20 protein-coding genes and 1 tRNA gene are annotated in these 15,653 nt (G+C 66.8%); 8 read left to right on the forward strand and 13 right to left on the reverse strand.

Annotation, left to right across the window (positions count from 1 at the left end; genetic code table 11):
- Nucleotides 1–13: 13 nt before the first annotated feature.
- Nucleotides 14–1,372 carry an oxidoreductase gene (locus C492_RS05175; protein WP_008421157.1) on the forward strand — a complete coding sequence of 453 codons (1,359 nt, stop codon included), beginning with the start codon at nt 14–16 and terminating at the stop codon, nt 1,370–1,372.
- 11 nt (nt 1,373–1,383) lie between these two features.
- Here the strand turns inward: C492_RS05175 and C492_RS05180 are convergent, their stop codons facing one another.
- From C492_RS05180 to C492_RS05190, 3 genes are all read right to left on the reverse strand, one after another.
- Nucleotides 1,384–2,067: a rhodanese-like domain-containing protein gene (locus C492_RS05180; protein WP_008421158.1), complete on the reverse strand. Its 684-nt coding sequence runs from the start codon at nt 2,065–2,067 to the stop codon at nt 1,384–1,386.
- Nucleotides 2,068–2,186: 119 nt separating this feature from the next.
- A tRNA-Gln gene (locus C492_RS05185) sits at nt 2,187–2,259 on the reverse strand.
- Nucleotides 2,260–2,371: 112 nt separating this feature from the next.
- Complete coding sequence (locus C492_RS05190) at nt 2,372–3,166, reverse strand: homing endonuclease associated repeat-containing protein (protein ID WP_008421160.1); 795 nt, start codon at nt 3,164–3,166, stop codon at nt 2,372–2,374.
- 111 nt (nt 3,167–3,277) lie between these two features.
- Here C492_RS05190 and C492_RS05195 point away from each other — a divergent pair, with 111 nt between their 5' ends.
- The 3 genes from C492_RS05195 (at nt 3,278) to cysE (ending at nt 5,619) form a co-directional block, all read left to right on the forward strand.
- Nucleotides 3,278–3,868 (forward strand): IMP cyclohydrolase, encoded by a 591-nt coding sequence (locus tag C492_RS05195; protein WP_008421162.1) that lies wholly within the window; start codon nt 3,278–3,280, stop codon nt 3,866–3,868.
- Between the two features lie 359 nt (nt 3,869–4,227).
- Nucleotides 4,228–4,896: a metallophosphoesterase family protein gene (locus C492_RS05200; RefSeq protein WP_008421164.1), complete on the forward strand. Its 669-nt coding sequence runs from the start codon at nt 4,228–4,230 to the stop codon at nt 4,894–4,896.
- Nucleotides 4,897–5,109: 213 nt separating this feature from the next.
- Entirely contained in the window at nt 5,110–5,619 is a 510-nt protein-coding gene (gene cysE / locus C492_RS05205; protein ID WP_008421166.1) for a serine O-acetyltransferase, read from the forward strand.
- A gap of 1 nt (nt 5,620) precedes the next feature.
- Here cysE and C492_RS05210 read toward each other — a convergent pair whose 3' ends face one another.
- Both C492_RS05210 and C492_RS05215 read right to left on the reverse strand, forming a co-directional pair.
- Nucleotides 5,621–6,004, reverse strand: a complete 384-nt coding sequence (locus C492_RS05210) for a hypothetical protein (RefSeq protein WP_008421168.1) — start codon at nt 6,002–6,004, stop codon at nt 5,621–5,623.
- A 52-nt stretch (nt 6,005–6,056) separates the two neighbouring features.
- On the reverse strand, nt 6,057–7,445 hold the full coding sequence (locus tag C492_RS05215; RefSeq protein WP_008421170.1) for a phosphoglucomutase/phosphomannomutase family protein: 1,389 nt from the start codon (nt 7,443–7,445) through the stop codon (nt 6,057–6,059).
- Nucleotides 7,446–7,564: 119 nt separating this feature from the next.
- On the opposite strand from C492_RS05215, the gene C492_RS05220 reads away from it, so the two are divergent.
- Both C492_RS05220 and C492_RS05225 read left to right on the forward strand, forming a co-directional pair.
- Nucleotides 7,565–8,155: an NADPH-dependent FMN reductase gene (locus C492_RS05220; RefSeq protein WP_008421172.1), complete on the forward strand. Its 591-nt coding sequence runs from the start codon at nt 7,565–7,567 to the stop codon at nt 8,153–8,155.
- A 491-nt stretch (nt 8,156–8,646) separates the two neighbouring features.
- Nucleotides 8,647–9,633, forward strand: a complete 987-nt coding sequence (locus tag C492_RS05225) for an ATP-binding protein (protein WP_008421173.1) — start codon at nt 8,647–8,649, stop codon at nt 9,631–9,633.
- Nucleotides 9,634–9,714: 81 nt separating this feature from the next.
- Here the strand turns inward: C492_RS05225 and C492_RS05230 are convergent, their stop codons facing one another.
- The 4 genes from C492_RS05230 to larB form a co-directional block, all read right to left on the reverse strand.
- Entirely contained in the window at nt 9,715–10,122 is a 408-nt protein-coding gene (locus C492_RS05230; RefSeq protein WP_008421175.1) for a response regulator, read from the reverse strand.
- Nucleotides 10,123–10,237: 115 nt separating this feature from the next.
- The gene (locus C492_RS05235; protein WP_008421176.1) at nt 10,238–10,495 is read right to left on the reverse strand and encodes a GIY-YIG nuclease family protein; all 258 of its coding nucleotides are present in this window, start codon (nt 10,493–10,495) and stop codon (nt 10,238–10,240) included.
- Nucleotides 10,496–10,590: 95 nt separating this feature from the next.
- A complete protein-coding gene (locus tag C492_RS24460; protein WP_008421178.1) occupies nt 10,591–10,740 on the reverse strand; it encodes a DUF7563 family protein in 150 nt (49 codons plus the stop codon).
- A gap of 111 nt (nt 10,741–10,851) precedes the next feature.
- On the reverse strand, nt 10,852–11,610 hold the full coding sequence (gene larB, locus C492_RS05240; RefSeq protein WP_008421180.1) for a nickel pincer cofactor biosynthesis protein LarB: 759 nt from the start codon (nt 11,608–11,610) through the stop codon (nt 10,852–10,854).
- A 265-nt stretch (nt 11,611–11,875) separates the two neighbouring features.
- On the opposite strand from larB, the gene C492_RS05245 reads away from it, so the two are divergent.
- Nucleotides 11,876–12,043, forward strand: a complete 168-nt coding sequence (locus tag C492_RS05245) for a DUF1931 family protein (RefSeq protein ID WP_005554854.1) — start codon at nt 11,876–11,878, stop codon at nt 12,041–12,043.
- A gap of 79 nt (nt 12,044–12,122) precedes the next feature.
- Here the strand turns inward: C492_RS05245 and fni are convergent, their stop codons facing one another.
- Nucleotides 12,123–13,181 (reverse strand): type 2 isopentenyl-diphosphate Delta-isomerase, encoded by a 1,059-nt coding sequence (fni, locus tag C492_RS05250; RefSeq protein WP_008421186.1) that lies wholly within the window; start codon nt 13,179–13,181, stop codon nt 12,123–12,125.
- A 99-nt stretch (nt 13,182–13,280) separates the two neighbouring features.
- Between fni and C492_RS05255 the strand changes: the two genes are divergently transcribed.
- Complete coding sequence (locus C492_RS05255; protein WP_008421188.1) at nt 13,281–13,694, forward strand: hypothetical protein; 414 nt, start codon at nt 13,281–13,283, stop codon at nt 13,692–13,694.
- A gap of 9 nt (nt 13,695–13,703) precedes the next feature.
- Here C492_RS05255 and rpiA read toward each other — a convergent pair whose 3' ends face one another.
- From rpiA to C492_RS05270, 3 genes are read right to left on the reverse strand one after another with little or no spacing between them, the layout of a single operon-like run.
- Complete coding sequence (gene rpiA / locus C492_RS05260; protein WP_008421191.1) at nt 13,704–14,405, reverse strand: ribose-5-phosphate isomerase RpiA; 702 nt, start codon at nt 14,403–14,405, stop codon at nt 13,704–13,706.
- A gap of 45 nt (nt 14,406–14,450) precedes the next feature.
- Entirely contained in the window at nt 14,451–14,696 is a 246-nt protein-coding gene (locus tag C492_RS05265) for a hypothetical protein (RefSeq protein WP_008421193.1), read from the reverse strand.
- Entirely contained in the window at nt 14,693–15,598 is a 906-nt protein-coding gene (locus C492_RS05270; RefSeq protein WP_008421195.1) for an ABC transporter ATP-binding protein, read from the reverse strand. The genes C492_RS05265 and C492_RS05270 overlap by 4 nt, the downstream gene beginning before the upstream one ends.
- Between the last annotated feature and the right edge of the window lie 55 nt (nt 15,599–15,653).

Here is a 15,653-nt window from a genome sequence, read left to right on the forward strand (position 1 = left end):
GAACCGGTTGCGTATGCCATCCCTCGAGGACCCGCTCGAGATCGGCGTCGTCGAGATCCCGAACCGGCTCTACCGCGCGCCGCTGCTCGAGTGCGCCGGCAACGGTTCCGACGCCGTCGAGACGCTGATCGCGGACCTCGAGCCCGCCGCGGCGTCGGGCGTCGGGCTGATCTGTCAGGGCGCGACGATCGTCCGCGGGGAGGGGGGCTGCGCCGCACCGGGGATGACCCGCGTCCACGACCCGGAGTTCGTCTCGCAGCTCTCGAGACTGACCGATCGAATCCACGACCACGGCGGACGGATCTTCCTCCAGCTCGAGCACGGCGGCCTGCGGAGCATGGAGACCTGGCACGCCGAGTTCCGCCGCGAGCACCCGGCGCTGGAGCAACTCGCCGTCTCGCGCCCGCCCTGGCAGCTGCGAGCGCTCGATCGGGCGGGCTTTCTCGAGTACGATCCACACGTCCTCACGACGGAGGAGGTGTACGACCTCGCGGCCGACTTCGGTCGCGCGGCGGGGTACGCCGCCGACGCGGGCTACGACGGGATTCACATCGCGGGCGCGAACATGGGGATCGTCCAGCAGTTTCTGTCGCCGTTTTACAACCGTCGGGACGATGAGTTCGGCGGCTCGCCGGAGGCTCGCCTGCGCTTTCTCGCGGTCGTCTACGAGGAAATTCGCGAACGGGCGGGCGAGATTCCGGTGATGGCGAAGGTGCCCGCGGAGACCCCCGCCCCGCCGGCGCCGCTGGTACGACGGAAGCTCTCGCTCGAGGACGGGATCGAGATCGCCCGACGACTCGAGAAGATCGGTTACGACGCGGTCGTGCCCGTGGAGACATCGGTCGCCTGGGACATGAGTATCGCCAGAGGGGAGTACCCCGATCGGGCGTGGGCGAACGAGGCCTTACAGGAGGGGTACGACGCAGCGTTCGGCGGTCCGCTACGAAAACGGCTCGTGGCCGCGGCGAACCGCGCGGAAGCGCTCGTGTACGACGCCGAGCCGGCCTGGAACGAGGAGTTCTGTCGTCGCGTTCGCGAACGGGTGTCGATCCCCGTCCTCGCCGAGGGCGGGATCCGCGAACGCGGGCAAATGGATCGGCTGCTCGGCGACGCGGCGGGGCGTGACGACACCCCGCCGGCCTGTGACATGGTCGGGCTGGCCCGGCCGTTCTACGCCGAGCCGCGACTGGGAGCGCGACTGCTCGAGGACGACGCGGCGGGGAGCGCGGAGCGGGACGTCCGCGTCCTCTGTGAGAGCTGTAACAACTGTACCGTCCCGCAGGCGGCGGGCGCGCCCGGGATCTGTCGGACGCCGTCGGTGCTCGGGCGCCGCGGCGAACTCGAGCGCGCGGGCGCGTACGATCGCGGCTGACCGACGGCGAACTACGGGGGCGTCACCGGCCCCTCGGTGAGCTCGGCCAGCGTCGCCTCCACGGAGTACGTCGGGGTCTCGAGCTCGAGGGGTGTATCCCCGGAGAGCTCCGAGAAGTGTAGCGTCAGCTCGTAACTGCCGTCCGACTCGATCTCGCCCGGTTCGCGCTGCCCCGTTTCGGGCTCGCGAACCCAGATGTACTCGCCGGCGTCAGCGGGGTCGGCCTCGCCACGGACCTCGTAGGCGGGAAGCTGGGACGACACCGCGTTCCCCTCGGCGGGGTAGTTCTCGTCGAACCAGGCCTGCAGTCCGTCGTCGAGCGCGTAGACCTCCTCGTAGCCGCCCTCGATCAGCGACGCTCCGCGCAGCCCCGCCAGCGTGTGGGGGCAGGCGCAGTAGGTGACGATCCGCGTGTCGGTCGCCCACTCCTCGACCGGATCGTCCTCGTCGAGACCGTCCGGCGCGGGACTGAAGACGGCTCCCGCGATGTGGTACTCCTCGTACTCGACCGCCGACCGCGTATCGACGAACCGGGTCTCGTCGTTGTCGTACCACTCGTGGACGTCCTCGAGCGGGGCGAGCGGCACGTCGACGCCCTCGAACGACTTCGTCGGATAGTCGTCGTCGCCGAGACAGCCCGCGACGCTCGCCGCGACCGCCGCTGCACCAGTAGCGAGAACCTCACGTCGTCTCATTGCCGGCTCCTAGTGGCGTCGGCTCAATAGGGTTCCGTTCGATCGCCGGACGCGCAGTCGACCCCTTCGTTTCAACTGGAAACAGAGGGTGGTACTGATCGAATCGAAGTGAAAGGAAGTAGTCCATCCTGGATTCGAACCAGGGTCGAAGCCCCCAGAAGGCTTCAGGATTGGCCGCTACCCCAATGGACTGCTACGCGTCGTCGGTCGCTGACGACCTACCTGTTCCTAACGGTGGGTCCGTATTAGAGTGTTACGAACTCCGACGGACCGATCGTCCCCTACTTTCGGGCTCGGGCCATGTTCATCGGTAGCTATCAGCGGTATCGTCGCTGTGTTCCTTTCGGTGGCAGTTCGCGCAGAGAACAGTACAGCGTTCGATTTCGGTCCGAATTCGTTCCTGCGATCGATCGTCCGAGATCAATCTCGCGACGGTCGCTTCCTTCCGATCGGTCGTGTGGTGGAAATCCAGACCCGCCGGATTCGATTCGCCGCAACGTTCGCAGCCCTCGGCGCGTTTTCGGTCGTGAACCCATCGTTTGCGTTCCCGTTTCGGCGGCGTGTAGTGGAGTTCGCGGTGACAGTTCGCACAGAGCACGTCACACTTCCGTATCTCCTCGCGAAGCGTATCCTTTCCGTACCCGAACGTGATCATTCGTCCGACCGCCATCCGTTTCGTTTCCTCGTTTCGGTGGTGAAAGTCGAGACACGCCGGCGTGTCGACGGCGCAGCGCGAACAGCCACGCTTCCGTTTTCGAGCGTCAAGCCAGGAGCGGAGTTCCGAACGACGCGACAGCGTCCGTTCGGTGTTCCGCTCGACGTTCCGGTAGTGCCACCGCTGGTCGACCGAAAGCTCCTCCCAGGCCGTATCCGTGGGGAGATCAACGCCGTCCGGTTTCGGTAGCGTTCGAGAGCCGGTGGACGGTTCGGTCGCCAGCTCGGCTCGCTCTTTCGCCGCGTTCCACCCGCCGACGGTTCGGATGATCGTCGCCGAGGACGGCGTCAATCCGAGCGCCTCGTACTGCGCCTTCGTCGGTGACTCGCCGAGTTCGTCCGCGGCGCGTCGCAGCGCCTCGAGGCAGGCTTCCTCCGTCGCCATAGCAGGATATGTCGACCGGTTGAATATAAATTTCGTTCCATGTAACTACGCGGAGTCGACGATGGTGCACAGATCGATACACATTTTCCCCTCGAGTGACCACACTCGTGTATGTACGTCGGACGATTCGTCGTCGTCGGTCCCGAGGTCGGCGCCTACCGCGTCTCCTCGCGGTCGTTCCCGAACCGCCAGCTCACCGCTCGAGACGAGGCCCTCACCGTCGGTCCGACCGCGGACGCTCCGGAGACGGACAACCCCTACGTCTCCTACAACTGCCTGCGGGTCGTCGACACCCCGACGGGCGAGACGGCCGCCCTCGGTAACGGCTCCCACGTGGATCCGATCGCCGAAAAGCTCGAGTTAGGCTACCCCGCCCGGGACGCCCTCGCGGAGAGCCTGCTCGCGCTGGATTACGAGAAGGACGACTACGACACGCCCCGGATCGCCGCGACCCTGGGAGGAGACGGCGAGGCGCTGATCGGGACCGTTCGGAAGGACGCCCTGCTGGTCGAGACCGTCGAGGAGCCGACGCTGGTCGCGACCTACGAGGAGGACTCGCCGAGGGCGTTCGATCTCGAGGCCGACAGCGCCGAGGAAGCGGCGAGCGAGGTCTACGACCACGAGTTCGAGCACGCCGTCTGCGCGGCCGGCGTCGCCCGGACCGACGAGGGCTTCGAGACGGCGATCGAGAACGGCGACTGATCGAAGGAGCAGCTGGTTACGACGTTCGAGTGTGATCGAACCCCCGGACAGCCCCGATGGTCGGCGATCGAGTAGTCACACCGATCGGACGAATCCGAAGTAGCCGAGCGGTCCGCTCGCGCCGAACACACGGGATTCCACGCCCTCCCCAGCCGATTCGTTCGCTCCGTCGTCGCTCACTCATCCACTGTCAGAGAACGCTCTGACAAGCCTTCGTTCACGGCGTTCACGAAGACCTCGCACGGCACCGGCTCACGGTTCGCTGTCCGCTCACGGCGACCCGGCGCGCGCCACCGCATGGGTTTCGCGGCGATCGGTCCGGGGGATTACCTACATGCCTTCGTATCGTACGCCGAGACATGCGAGTTGGGCTCATCTCCGACGTTCACGGGAATCGGGTCGCCCTCGAGGCAGTCCTCGCCGACATGCCCGCAGTCGACGAACTGCTCTGTGCTGGCGACATTGTCGGCTACAACCCCTGGCCCGCGGCCTGCGTCGCCGAGCTTCGCGATCGGGACGTGCCGACGGTGATGGGCAACCACGACGCCGCGGTCGCCGACGAGACGCCGTTCCGGTTCAACAGTATGGCCAGAGCGGGGGTCGAACACGCCCTCGAGCAGCTCTCGGCCGATCAACTCGAGTGGCTCGCCGACCTGCCGGAGGAACGACTGGAGTGCGACGGTCGCGTGAAACTCGTCCACGGTCACCCCGACGACCCCGATCGGTACACCCGGTATACGTATCCCGACGAGTTCTCGCCCCGACTGCTCGGCGACGAGGACGTCCTCGTACTGGGTCACACTCACGTCCAGGGCGTCGAACGGTACGGCGAGGGGATCGTCGTCAATCCGGGCAGCGTCGGCCAGCCCCGCGACGGCGACCCGCGGGCGGCCTACGCGGTGCTGGACCTCGAGGCGATGACCGTCGAGACCCACCGCGTCGAGTACGACATCGGCGAAGTCAGGGACGCCGTCGCCGCGGCGGGACTGCCCGAACGGATCGGGAGCCGTCTCGAGCGCGGCAAGTGAACCGTCGGCGCCGAAAAGATATCGCGACTAGTAGTTTATGGCCCGCCGACGAAACGATCCCTTTTAGCTCGTCGGTCGGAGTAGCGGAACCATGTTCTCGACCGGTCGCGTCGCGCGTTCCGTCCGGAACGCCGGGACCGCGACTCGACGCCGTTTCGCCGAGACAGAGCGAACAGACTCCGACGACCGCGACGTCGCCGATATCGAGAGCGCATGATCGGGAAGCTCCGCGAGGACGTCCGGGCGATGTGCGACCGCGATCCCGCGGCGACGGGCTGTCGCGTGGTCTGGCTCACGTATCCGGGCGTCCACGCCGTCTGGGGCCACCGCGTCGCTCACCGCCTCTGGAACGGGGGCTTCGAACTCGTCGCTCGCGTGCTCGCCTACGTCGTTCGCATGCTAACGGGCGTCGAGATCCACCCCGCGGCGACGATCGGTCGCCGCGTCACGATCGACCACGGGATGGGCGTCGTCATCGGTGAGACCGCCGAGGTCGGCGACGACGTTCACATGTACCACGGAGTCACGCTCGGCGGCACGGCGAACGAACCCGTCAAGCGCCACCCGACCCTCGAGGACGGCGTCACCGTCGGCGCGAACGCGACGCTGCTGGGCGACATCGCGGTCGGCGAGAACGCGTCGGTCGGCGCGGGTTCGGTCGTTACCGACGACGTCGAGGCGGGGACGACCGTCGCCGGGGTCCCCGCGGAGCGGGTCGATTGAACTACGTCTGCTCCTCGTCGACGGTCCCGTCCGAACCCGCCGGCGAGTCCGAGGCCGGGACGCCCTCCTGGGACTCGACGTCCTGACCGGTCTCACCCTCGGCGTCGTCCGCGCCGACGGCGTCGTCGGTCATCGCCTCGTCGGGATCGGAGACGTAGCCGAGTTCGAACCAGAGCTTGGCCGTACAGTCCATCGGCTGGGTGTCGAGGTCGACGTCCTCGTCGTGTTTGCTCAGGTAGCCGTTACAGCGGCCGTGTTTGACGACGTTCATCAGGGTCGCCTCGGAGCCACATTCCGGGCAGTCGATCGAGTAGTTCCCCTGGTCGTTCTGGTGCCACGCGTCGGGCTCGAGTTCCGTGTACGCAGCCTCGTCACTTCGGCTCATACTCTCTCTGCGATCGCCGTCCCGGTAAACGTGGTCCCGGAGTGCGCAACCCTCAGACCAGCGGTTCGACAAGCGCCTCGCCCGCCTCGAGCAGTTCGGCGACCCGGTCCTCGTCGGTCGCCTCGGCGTAGACCCGCAGCTTGGGCTCGGTCCCGCTGGGGCGGACCAGCAGCCAGGAGCCGTCCTCGAGCTGGAGCTTGAACCCGTCGGCGGTGTTGACGTCCGTGACTGGCGTTCCGGCGACGTCGTCGGGAATCTCGTCCCCGAGGTCGTCGATCACGCGGGCCTTCTCGTGGTCGGGGCAGGCCACGCTTCGCTTGTCCTGGACGACGGTGCCGTGGTCGGCCAGCAGGCGGTCCACGCGGTCGTCGATCGGTTCGGCGTCGTGCATCGCAGCGGCGAGCAGCGCCATGAGGACGCCGTCCTTCTCGCGGACGTGACCCCGGATCGTGAAGCCGCCGGACTCCTCGCCGCCGACCAGGGCGTCGTGATCGGCCATCCCTCGTGCGATCCACTTGAACCCGACCGGGACCTCGTGGACGGCCTCGCCGTGGGCGTCGGCGACGCGGTCGATCAGGAACGTCGTCGACACGGTTCGAACGGCGGCCCCCGAGTCGCGCTCGAGCAGGTAGTCGTACAGCGCGGCGAAAAAGAGGTTCTCGTCGAGGTAGCCCCGGTCGGGGGTGACGATCGCGATCCGGTCGGCGTCGCCGTCGTTGGCGAGACCGAGGTCGGCGTCGCCGTCGGTCACTCGCTCGGCGAGCGCCTCGAGGTTCTCCGGTGCGGGTTCGGGCGCCCCGCCGCCGAAGTCGGGGTCCCGTTCGCAGCGCAGGCGATCGACCGCGGCGCCGGCCCGCTCGAGGAGGGCATCGGTCGTCCCGCGGCCGCTGCCGTACATCGCGTCGTAGGCGACGGTCGTTCCCTCGAGGTCGATCTCGCCGATCGTCTCCTCGAGCAGGGAGACGGCGGCGTCGGCGTGGGGCGCGACGAAGTCGACCTCCTCGGCGCTGCCGTGTTCGGCCTCGGGTAGCGGGTCGGGCTCGGCCAGACGTTCCTCGATCGCGTCCATCACCTCGGGGAGCGCGGGCGCGCCGTCCTGGGGAATGAACTTCACGCCGTTGTACTCCGGCGGGTTGTGCGAGGCCGTGACGACCATCGCTCCCGCCAGGTCGCGCTCGACGATCGCGTGGGCGAAAAGCGGCGTCGGTCGGTCCCGATCGGGCAGCAGGACGTCGAACCCGTTGGCACACAGCACGCGGGTCAGCTCCTCGGCGAACCCGCGGGAGGTCTCGCGGGCGTCGTACCCGACCGCGACCGGTCCCTCGAGGCCCTCGTCGTCGAGGTAGGTTGCGACCGCCTGTCCGACCGTCCGCACGCGCGGCGCCGTGAACTCCTCGAGCGTCGCCCGCCAGCCGTCGGTTCCGAACGAGATCGTCTCCATACCCCGCCACTCGTCGTCCGGTGCGAAAAAGGCGACGCTGCGCTGTCGGTTCCCGTCCCCGACCGACGCTTTCGACGGCAGGCCGACGCCGTTTTGCCGACCGCGTCGCTAGCGCGGCTATGACAGCTCCCTCCGTCCTCGCCGTCTCCGGCAGCCTCCGCGACGAGAGCTACTCCCGGACGGCGCTACAGTACGTCCTCGAGGCCGCCGCCGGGGCCGGCGCCGAGACGCAACTGCTCGACCTCCGGGCGTACGACCTTCCCGTCTACGATCCCGACATCGACGGCCAGGGCGACGGCGAGGCCGCGATGGAACTCGTCCGCGAGGCCGACGCGGTCGCGCTGGGAACGCCCGTCTACCACGGCTCCTACTCGGGGGCGCTGAAGAACTTCCACGACTACTGCGGGTTCGACGAGTACGAGGACACCACCGTCGGGCTGCTGGCGACCGCCGGCGGGGGTAGCTACGGGTCGACGCTCGATCACCTCCGGATCACGGTCCGGGGCGTTCACGGCTGGGTGCTCCCCCACCAGGTCGGGATTCGGGGCGCCTCGAGCACGTTCGAGCCCGAGCCCGAAGCGATCGACGGACGGGCGTTCGTCGACGAGACCCTCGAGGAGCGCACCCGAAAGCTCGGGCGGATGCTCGCCGAGTACGCCTTCATCGAACCCGACGTGAGCTCGCCCCGGACGGACGCGAGCGACGAGTGAGGTGGTGGACGCCCGTTCGATCGCAGTGATCCGACGGCGAACTGCGATCCGACACCGTGTGAGGTCTTCGCGAGTTGCGCGGGACCGACAGTCCCGCGTACCGTGCGAATAGTGCGAAACCTCCGATCTCGCATACCATGCGAACGGGTCTGTGACCCGTGAGCAGACGGACGCTTCGCGTCCGTGAGCAGATGGAACGAGCGAACGGCTTGGCAGAGCGTGCGCTGCCAGTGGACGAGCGAACACCGCGAGCGAGGCGGCTGGGAAGGGCGTGGAAACCCCACGTTAGCAGCGGAAAGGCGTTATATTCAGGTGACTAAACGCTACCTTGATACCGCTGGAAATATCGGTCTTGGATAGTGGCTCGGCACAATTTCACGTTCCCAAACAGCGGTGGCAGAGAAGCTCTTTTACTCCTTGGGGGGTTGTATATCGCGTCTGCGATTGGGTATCCCCTCACAATAGACTCGCCGGTTGGAATCGATCTGATTATGGCGATTTTGGTCGGTGTGCCGAGCCTCATCCTCGCTACTGGCGGATACTGGTTGGCTCGGTCCGAAATACGGTCTGAAGTCTACTCCGGTGTCGTCACGTGGTGTCTCGGCGGAATCGGAGTCATGATTGCTCTTCTCGGTCTCACGGCCCTTGCTGCTGGGTTGAGAGATCCGCTCCAGAACACACTCATCCTCACGGCGATCGGGAGCGTTGCCGGGTTCGCCGCGGGTATCCACGATGCACGGGCCAAAACCCGCGAAATCGAACTGGAAGAGACGGTGAAACAGCTCAAAGCGTCGAACGAACGCCTCGAGCAGTTCGCCTATGCTGCATCTCACGATCTCCAGGAGCCGTTGCGAATGGTGTCTACGTATTTGCAACTGGTTGAGCGCCGGGCTGACGACGAGCTGTCCGGTGAAACCGAAGAGTACCTCGAGTACGCCGTCGACGGTGCCGACCGAATGCGAGAGATGGTCCGAGGACTGTTGGAGTACTCGAGGGTCGAAAGGGAGGGTGAGCCGTTCGAATCGGTCGACCTGAACGTCGTTGTTGAAGATGCCCTCGAGGATATGCAGATGAGGATCGAGGAAAGTCGGACCGAGGTCGTCACGGACACGCTCCCCCGGGTTCGAGGCGATGCGAATCAATTACGGCAGGTGATCCAGAATCTCGTGGACAACGCAATCAAATACAGCGGGGACGAACCCCCACAGATCACCGTCTCTACTGACCGGAACGGGGCGATGTGCGAGGTCTCGGTTCACGACGACGGGATCGGCATCGACCCCGAGAACCAGGAGCGTGTTTTCGAGGTGTTCGAGCGACTGCACACCCCAGACGAGTACCCCGGAAGTGGGATCGGGCTTGCCGTCTCGAAACGGATTATCGAACGCCACGGTGGCGATATCTGGGTCGAATCCGAGCCAGGTAACGGAACGACGATCACGTTTACACTGCCCTCAGCGGAAACGGCGGATCAGTGATCCCCCGGTCGATATCGCCGTATTGGGACGAACTGACGCCAAACTCGTGCACGAAAGCGCCCCGCCGCTACCGGTCACGTTTCAGGCGAAGACGGCTGCCCGTACGAGGGCCATAAATTCGTCGGGATCGGCAGGTTTGGTAATAAAATCGTCCTCGTCGGTCCCCTCTCGATCGAAATCGACGTCTCTCTCTCGTGCACTGGTGACGATGATTACTCGAACGTGATCGAGAGCAGGATCGCTTCGAATGTTATCGAGGATCTGAGTGCCATCGATTTTTGGCACGTTCAAATCGAGGAGAACGGTATCGAGACGGGGGGCACCGCGAAACTCGCTCTGTCGTCGAAGAAAATCGAACGCTTCCTTCCCATCCCTTGTGACGTGGAGGGTGCTGGCTGTTTCCCGAAGCGCCTCCTCGACGAGGCGGACATCACCGGGGTTGTCCTCCACGAGGAGGATCTCGGTATCCGTTTCAGCCTGTTCACTCATCTTCCCGCTGCTTCGGGTCACGTCCCAAAAAGGATACCCGTGAGATCCGGGTGGATTCACCGCTATCGTGTACAGTTCGCACTCTCCACACGCTACGAGCACTCCGCAGAACGATTCATCGCTCGAGTCCGACCAGTTCCTCCTTCTGTCGCCGCGTCAGCTGCTTGATCTCGTACTCGCGGGACATCGCCGCGGACTTCGAGTCGTACCCCTCCCGGTAGCACAGCTCCACGGGGGTCCGTCCGCGGGTGTACTTCGCCCCCTCGCCCGCGTCGTGTTCGGCGACGCGGCGCTCGAGATCGGTCGTGTAGCCCGTATACAGCGAGCCGTCGGCGCACTCGAGGACGTAGACGACGTGGTCGGCCTCGGCCATCGCTCGAGGGTACGGAGTGGACGGGCAAAAATCGTCGCGTCGGCAGCTAGGGGCGGGGTCCGGCCGTGGTCTATCGGTGACGGTACTCGAGCGGGTCAGGAGCCGCGAGCCCGTTCTCTCGCGGCCTCCGCGATTCCGGCGTTCGCCGAACAGCTGACGCAGGCGTGGATCTCGCCGCGCTCGTCGGCGAACACCCGAGCGAACCGTTCGGAGACGTGCGCATCGCAGTGGTCACAGGTAGGCATTGTCGTGCCGGCCTCGGCCGGCACCGAAAGATAGCCAGTATACGAATAAAAGTGCTTCCCCAAACGCTGTTTGGCTTTCCGGGATCGGAAGAATATCTTTCCGAATCGCGGCTACGTCCGGGCCCGATCGAGCGTCCGTGCGAAAAGGGTCGCCTGCGCTCCCGCGACGAACCCGGCGTCGACATTGACGACCGACAGGATCGTACAGGACTGGAGCATCCCCGCCAGCGCCGCCTCGCCGTCGCCGGCGTGGCCGTACCCGCTCGAGACCGGGACCCCGATCACCGGCGAGTCGACGAGGCCGGCGACGACGGTCGGCAGGGCGCCCTCCCGGCCCGCGGCGACGATCAAGACGTCGGCCTCGCGGAGTCGCTCGAGCTGGTCGAGCAGGCGATCGAGCGCGGCGACGCCGACGTCGTCGACCCGGTCGATCGTGACGCCGGCGTCCCGGCAGACCGCCGCGGCCTCGTCGGCGACCGGCCCGTCGACGGTGCCGGCGGTGACGATGCCGACCGTCGCGTCGAGGCTCGGTCGCTCGGCGTCGGCGGCGCGAACGAGGACGGTGGTACTCCAGCGCTCGAGGGTCGCGTCGGGGAAGGACTCGAGCAGGTTCGACTCGAGGGCTTCGATCTGGGCGTCGTCGGCACGGGTGATCAGCGCCCGCCCGGTCGTCTCGAGTGCAGTCTCGGCGAGGGCGACGACCTGCGGAGCGGTCTTTCCCGCCGCGAAGATGCCCTCCGGAATGCCGCGGCGTTGCTGGCGAGCCGCGTCGAATCGTCCCGCCTCGCCGGTGACGTACCCGTTGAGTTCGGCTTCGGCCTCCGCCGGCGACAGCGAGCCGTCGGCGACGGCCTCGAGGAGTTCGCGCATACCCGATCTGGGGCGTGGACCCACTCGAATCCGTCGACCCGTTCCGGCGAAGCGCTCGCGAGCGGAAACGCGTGCGAGCGGACCCAGACCGCGCGCGAGCCGGGGTTCACGGGTCGGTCACAGCGAGTACGGCCCGCGAAGTTCATCAACCATATATTTTCCGGTGGAATTTGCGCGCCAAACAGGCGAACGAACCGCTGCAGCCCCGGTATACCCCGTCATAACCAGAATACTTATAATGGGGAAACGGGAACGGACACACCGTATGGCAGACCTTATCGTCAAAGCCGCTGTGAAGGAAGCGCTCGATGACAAGAACGTCGCCTCGGACTTCTACGACGCGCTCGACGAGGAAGTCGACCAGCTTCTCGAGGACGCGGCTCGCCGCGCCGAGGAGAACGACCGGAAGACGGTCCAGCCGCGCGACCTGTAAGGTCGACAGTTCGAACGTTCTTTTATCCTACAACTGTACGATAGTCCCGACCGTAGTCGTCGATGGCGGTCCGGGGCTGCTACCGCCGCTGTTCGAGGTACTCCCGCGTTCGTCCGGTGAGGACGTACTCGCGTTCACCCAGTGCCTCGATCGACTCCGCGCCGGTGACGAACATCGCCGTCCGGAGCTCGAGTTCGAGCGTCTCGAGCAGGGCGACGACCGCGTCGGCGCCCCGTCCCGCCGGGGAGAGAAACGGCTTCGCGAGTCCGCCGGCGCTTGCGCCCATCGCGATCGCTTTCGCGACGTCGAGTCCCGATCGAACGCCGCCGCTGGCGATGACGGTGTCGTGTTCCGCGGCGGCCTCGAGCATGCTGACCGCGGTCGGAACGCCCCACGCGCGGAACAGCTTCCCGATCTGCTCCTGTCGGTCGGCGCCGACCGCGGCGGCCCGGTGAGACTCGATCCCCGACCACGTCGTCCCGCCCTTGCCGGCGACGTCGATGGCGTCGACGCCGGCGTCGGCGAGCCGTCGGGCCGTCTCACGGGAGATCCCGTTGCCCGTCTCCTTGACGACCACCGGGACCGAGAGCCCCTCGGCGACCCGTTCGATCTCGGCGAGACAGCCGCGAGCGTCGACGTCGCCCTCGGGCTGGACCGCCTCCTGGAGGAAGTTGAGGTGGACGGCCATCGCGTCGGCGTCGATCATCTCGACGGCCCGCTCGACGTCCGCGAGGTCGTACTCGAGCAGCTGGGCGGCGCCGACGTTGCCGTAGAGGACGGCGTCGGGGGCGGCCTCGCGGACGACGGTGTAGGACTCGAGCAAGTCCTCGTCGTCGAGTTCCAGACCTGCTCGCTGGCTGCCGACGCCCATCGCGACGCCGGTTCGCTGGGCGGCCTCGGCCAGCGCCCGGTTGAGCTTCGTCGTGTTGGGGTGCCCCCCGGTCATGCTCTCGATCACGATCGGCGCGGCGACCTCGGCGCCGAAGAGGGTCGTCGACGTGTCGATCTCGTCGCGGTGGATCTCGGGGAGGGCCTCGTGGATCAGCTCGACGTCCTCGAACCCGGTCCCTCTCGTTTCGACGTCCTCTTCCTCGATGATGCGAATGTGGTCGTCCTTGCGATCGGCCGTCTCGGTCATCACCTAGGAGGGCAACGAGGACCGTGAAAAGCGATCCGTTCGCCGCGCGCGAATCCGGGGCCGATTTTTTGAGCGTCGCCGTCCATTCCGAAACCGACGATGCTCCGCAAACTGCTGATCGCGTTCGGAATCTTCGAGATCGCGATGCCGCAACCGGTGATCGACGCCTGCGAGCGGATCGGGCTGGAGAACCCCGAGGAGGCCCGGCTCCGTCCGCTGGCGCTGTGGGGCGCCCGGCTCGAGGGGGCGCTGTTCGTCTGGGTGCTCGCTCGCCGGGAGTCGGGGGCGACGATAGCCAACCGGCTGCTCGCGCTGGCTGGGATCGCGCTCGTGCTCGTTCCCCAGCCCCTCGTCGAGCTGAGCCAGCGACTGGTCTACGAGAACGTCGCCGACCTCGAGCCGAAGCCGTGGGTGAACCCGGCGGCCCGGCTGCTGGGCGTGCTCTATCTGACCGTCGCGGCGCTGTCGACGATCGGAAGCGATGGGAACGAAGAAGAGCCGACGCGGAACTGACCGCCGCCGTCAGTAGCGTCGAACCTCGACGCCGTCGGCCGTCCCGACGTAGGTCGCGTCGGCGACGTCGACGAACAGCCCGTGCTCGACGACGCCGGGAAGCGCCGAGAGCCGCGTCGCGAGCGTCGCCGGGTCCTCGATCGGACCGAAGTCACAGTCGAGCACCAGGTTCCCGGTATCGGTGACGACGGGACCGTCCTTGCACTCAGCTTCTCGCAGCGTCGCCTCGCCGTCCAGTTCGTCGACCCGTTCGGCGACGACCGTGTGGGCCTCGGGAAGGACGGCGACCGGAACCGACGCCTCGAGCCGGTCGGTCAGTTTCGAGGGGTCGGCGACGACGACGAACCGGTCGGCGCTTTCGCCGACGAGCTTCTCGCGGGTGTGGGCGGCGCCCCCGCCCTTGATCAGCGTCCCGCGGGCGTCGCCGCCCTCGAGGACGCGGTCGGCGCCGTCGATCGCGAGATCGACGTCCGCGACGGCGTCGAGTTCCGTCAGCGGGATCCCCGCCTCGAGGGCCAGTCGTCGGGACTGAAACGAGGTCGCGATCCCACGAACGTCGAGCCCGTCGTCGACGGCCCGACCGATCGCCTCGATCGCGTGGGCGGTCGTCGATCCCGTACCGAGCCCGACGACGAACCCGTCCTCGACGTCCTCGGCCGCGCGCTCGCCCGCGCGTCGTTTCGCCGCGTCGGAGCCGCCCGTCGTCTTCATGGCTGATGTGGCGGGCGGCGGCGGGAAAAACGTTGTACTTCGACGTCAGAGGTCGACCGAGTCGAACCGCAGGATACCGAGCGCGAGCGGGACGAGATAGCCCGCGGGCGTCTGGAGGGCGATGATGAGATCGAGCGTCGTCTCGGCGCCGCCCTCGAGCACCTCGGCGGCCCAGGAGGCCAGGTACGCTCCGCCGACGGTGAAGAGGCCGAACAGGACCGTCAGAACCAGCAGCGTCCGCGAGCGCACGGCGTCGCGGAAGTCCTTCTTGGCGACGGCGATCGCGCTCACGGCGCCACCTCCCGCCGCTCGGACGTGTAAGCCACGAACAGGTCCTCGAGCGAGGACTCGTCGGTCTCGAAGTCCTCGACGGTGACGCCGTGTTCCTCGATCGTCCGGAGGACGGTCGTCTTCGCCTCGTCGGCGACTGCGACGACCAGCGTCGTCCCCTCGGCCTCGACCTCGGAGACGCCGTCGATCGACTCGACGGCCGACAGAGCCGCCCCCGAGTCCTCGGGGATCGGATCGAGCCGCACCCGAAGCCGGGTCCGGTCGGGCACCGCGTCCTCGAGGCCCGCGATGGTGTCCTCGGCGATCAACTCGCCGTCCCGGAGGATGCCGACCCGGTCGCAGATCGCCTCGACCTGGCCGAGAACGTGCGAGGAGAAGAAGACGGTCGCACCCCGGCGGTTCTCCTCGCGGATGATCTCGCGCATCTCGCGGGCGCCGTTGGGGTCCAGTCCCGTGGAGGGCTCGTCTAAGATCAGCAGGTCGGGTTCGCCGACCAGTGCGGTTGCGAGGATGAGCCGCTGGGCCATCCCCTTCGAGTAGCCGCCGGCCTTCTTGTCGGCGGCGTCGGCGATCCCCACGCGCTCGAGGAGCTCGTCGGCGTCGTCGTCGGCCTCCTTCGACTCGATGGCGAACTCGACGTGCTGGCGCCCGGTGAGCCGATCGTAGAGTTCGATCCCCTCCGGTAGGATCCCGGTTCGCTCCCGAATCTCGAGGCTCTCGTCCTGAGCATCGCGGCCGTACACCCTCACCTCGCCCGCGGTCGGACGAATGAAATCGAGCAGCAGGTCGATCGTCGTCGACTTCCCCGCCCCGTTCGGACCGAGAAAGCCGTACACCTCGCCCTTCCGGACCGTTAGATCCAGCCCCTCGAGGGCGAGTTCGTCGCCGTACCGTTTCGTCACGTTCGAGGTATCTATTTCAATTACTGTTTTATTTACTTATCTTACTATTATAAAT

The organism is Natronococcus jeotgali DSM 18795, from assembly GCF_000337695.1.
Lineage (GTDB): Archaea > Halobacteriota > Halobacteria > Halobacteriales > Natrialbaceae > Natronococcus > Natronococcus jeotgali.

Bases quoted from the DNA above. Each gene is read 5' to 3' on its own strand.
- C492_RS05175 (WP_008421157.1), top strand. From the start codon at position 14: ATGCCATCCCTCGAGGACCCGCTCGAGATCGGCGTCGTCGAGATCCCG.
- C492_RS05180 (WP_008421158.1), bottom strand. From the start codon at position 2,067: ATGAGACGACGTGAGGTTCTCGCTACTGGTGCAGCGGCGGTCGCGGCG.
- C492_RS05190 (WP_008421160.1), bottom strand. From the start codon at position 3,166: ATGGCGACGGAGGAAGCCTGCCTCGAGGCGCTGCGACGCGCCGCGGAC.
- C492_RS05195 (WP_008421162.1), top strand. From the start codon at position 3,278: ATGTACGTCGGACGATTCGTCGTCGTCGGTCCCGAGGTCGGCGCCTAC.
- C492_RS05200 (WP_008421164.1), top strand. From the start codon at position 4,228: ATGCGAGTTGGGCTCATCTCCGACGTTCACGGGAATCGGGTCGCCCTC.
- cysE (WP_008421166.1), top strand. From the start codon at position 5,110: ATGATCGGGAAGCTCCGCGAGGACGTCCGGGCGATGTGCGACCGCGAT.
- C492_RS05210 (WP_008421168.1), bottom strand. From the start codon at position 6,004: ATGAGCCGAAGTGACGAGGCTGCGTACACGGAACTCGAGCCCGACGCG.
- C492_RS05215 (WP_008421170.1), bottom strand. From the start codon at position 7,445: ATGGAGACGATCTCGTTCGGAACCGACGGCTGGCGGGCGACGCTCGAG.
- C492_RS05220 (WP_008421172.1), top strand. From the start codon at position 7,565: ATGACAGCTCCCTCCGTCCTCGCCGTCTCCGGCAGCCTCCGCGACGAG.
- C492_RS05225 (WP_008421173.1), top strand. From the start codon at position 8,647: ATGGCGATTTTGGTCGGTGTGCCGAGCCTCATCCTCGCTACTGGCGGA.
- C492_RS05230 (WP_008421175.1), bottom strand. From the start codon at position 10,122: ATGAGTGAACAGGCTGAAACGGATACCGAGATCCTCCTCGTGGAGGAC.
- C492_RS05235 (WP_008421176.1), bottom strand. From the start codon at position 10,495: ATGGCCGAGGCCGACCACGTCGTCTACGTCCTCGAGTGCGCCGACGGC.
- C492_RS24460 (WP_008421178.1), bottom strand. From the start codon at position 10,740: ATGCCTACCTGTGACCACTGCGATGCGCACGTCTCCGAACGGTTCGCT.
- larB (WP_008421180.1), bottom strand. From the start codon at position 11,610: ATGCGCGAACTCCTCGAGGCCGTCGCCGACGGCTCGCTGTCGCCGGCG.
- C492_RS05245 (WP_005554854.1), top strand. From the start codon at position 11,876: ATGGCAGACCTTATCGTCAAAGCCGCTGTGAAGGAAGCGCTCGATGAC.
- fni (WP_008421186.1), bottom strand. From the start codon at position 13,181: ATGACCGAGACGGCCGATCGCAAGGACGACCACATTCGCATCATCGAG.
- C492_RS05255 (WP_008421188.1), top strand. From the start codon at position 13,281: ATGCTCCGCAAACTGCTGATCGCGTTCGGAATCTTCGAGATCGCGATG.
- rpiA (WP_008421191.1), bottom strand. From the start codon at position 14,405: ATGAAGACGACGGGCGGCTCCGACGCGGCGAAACGACGCGCGGGCGAG.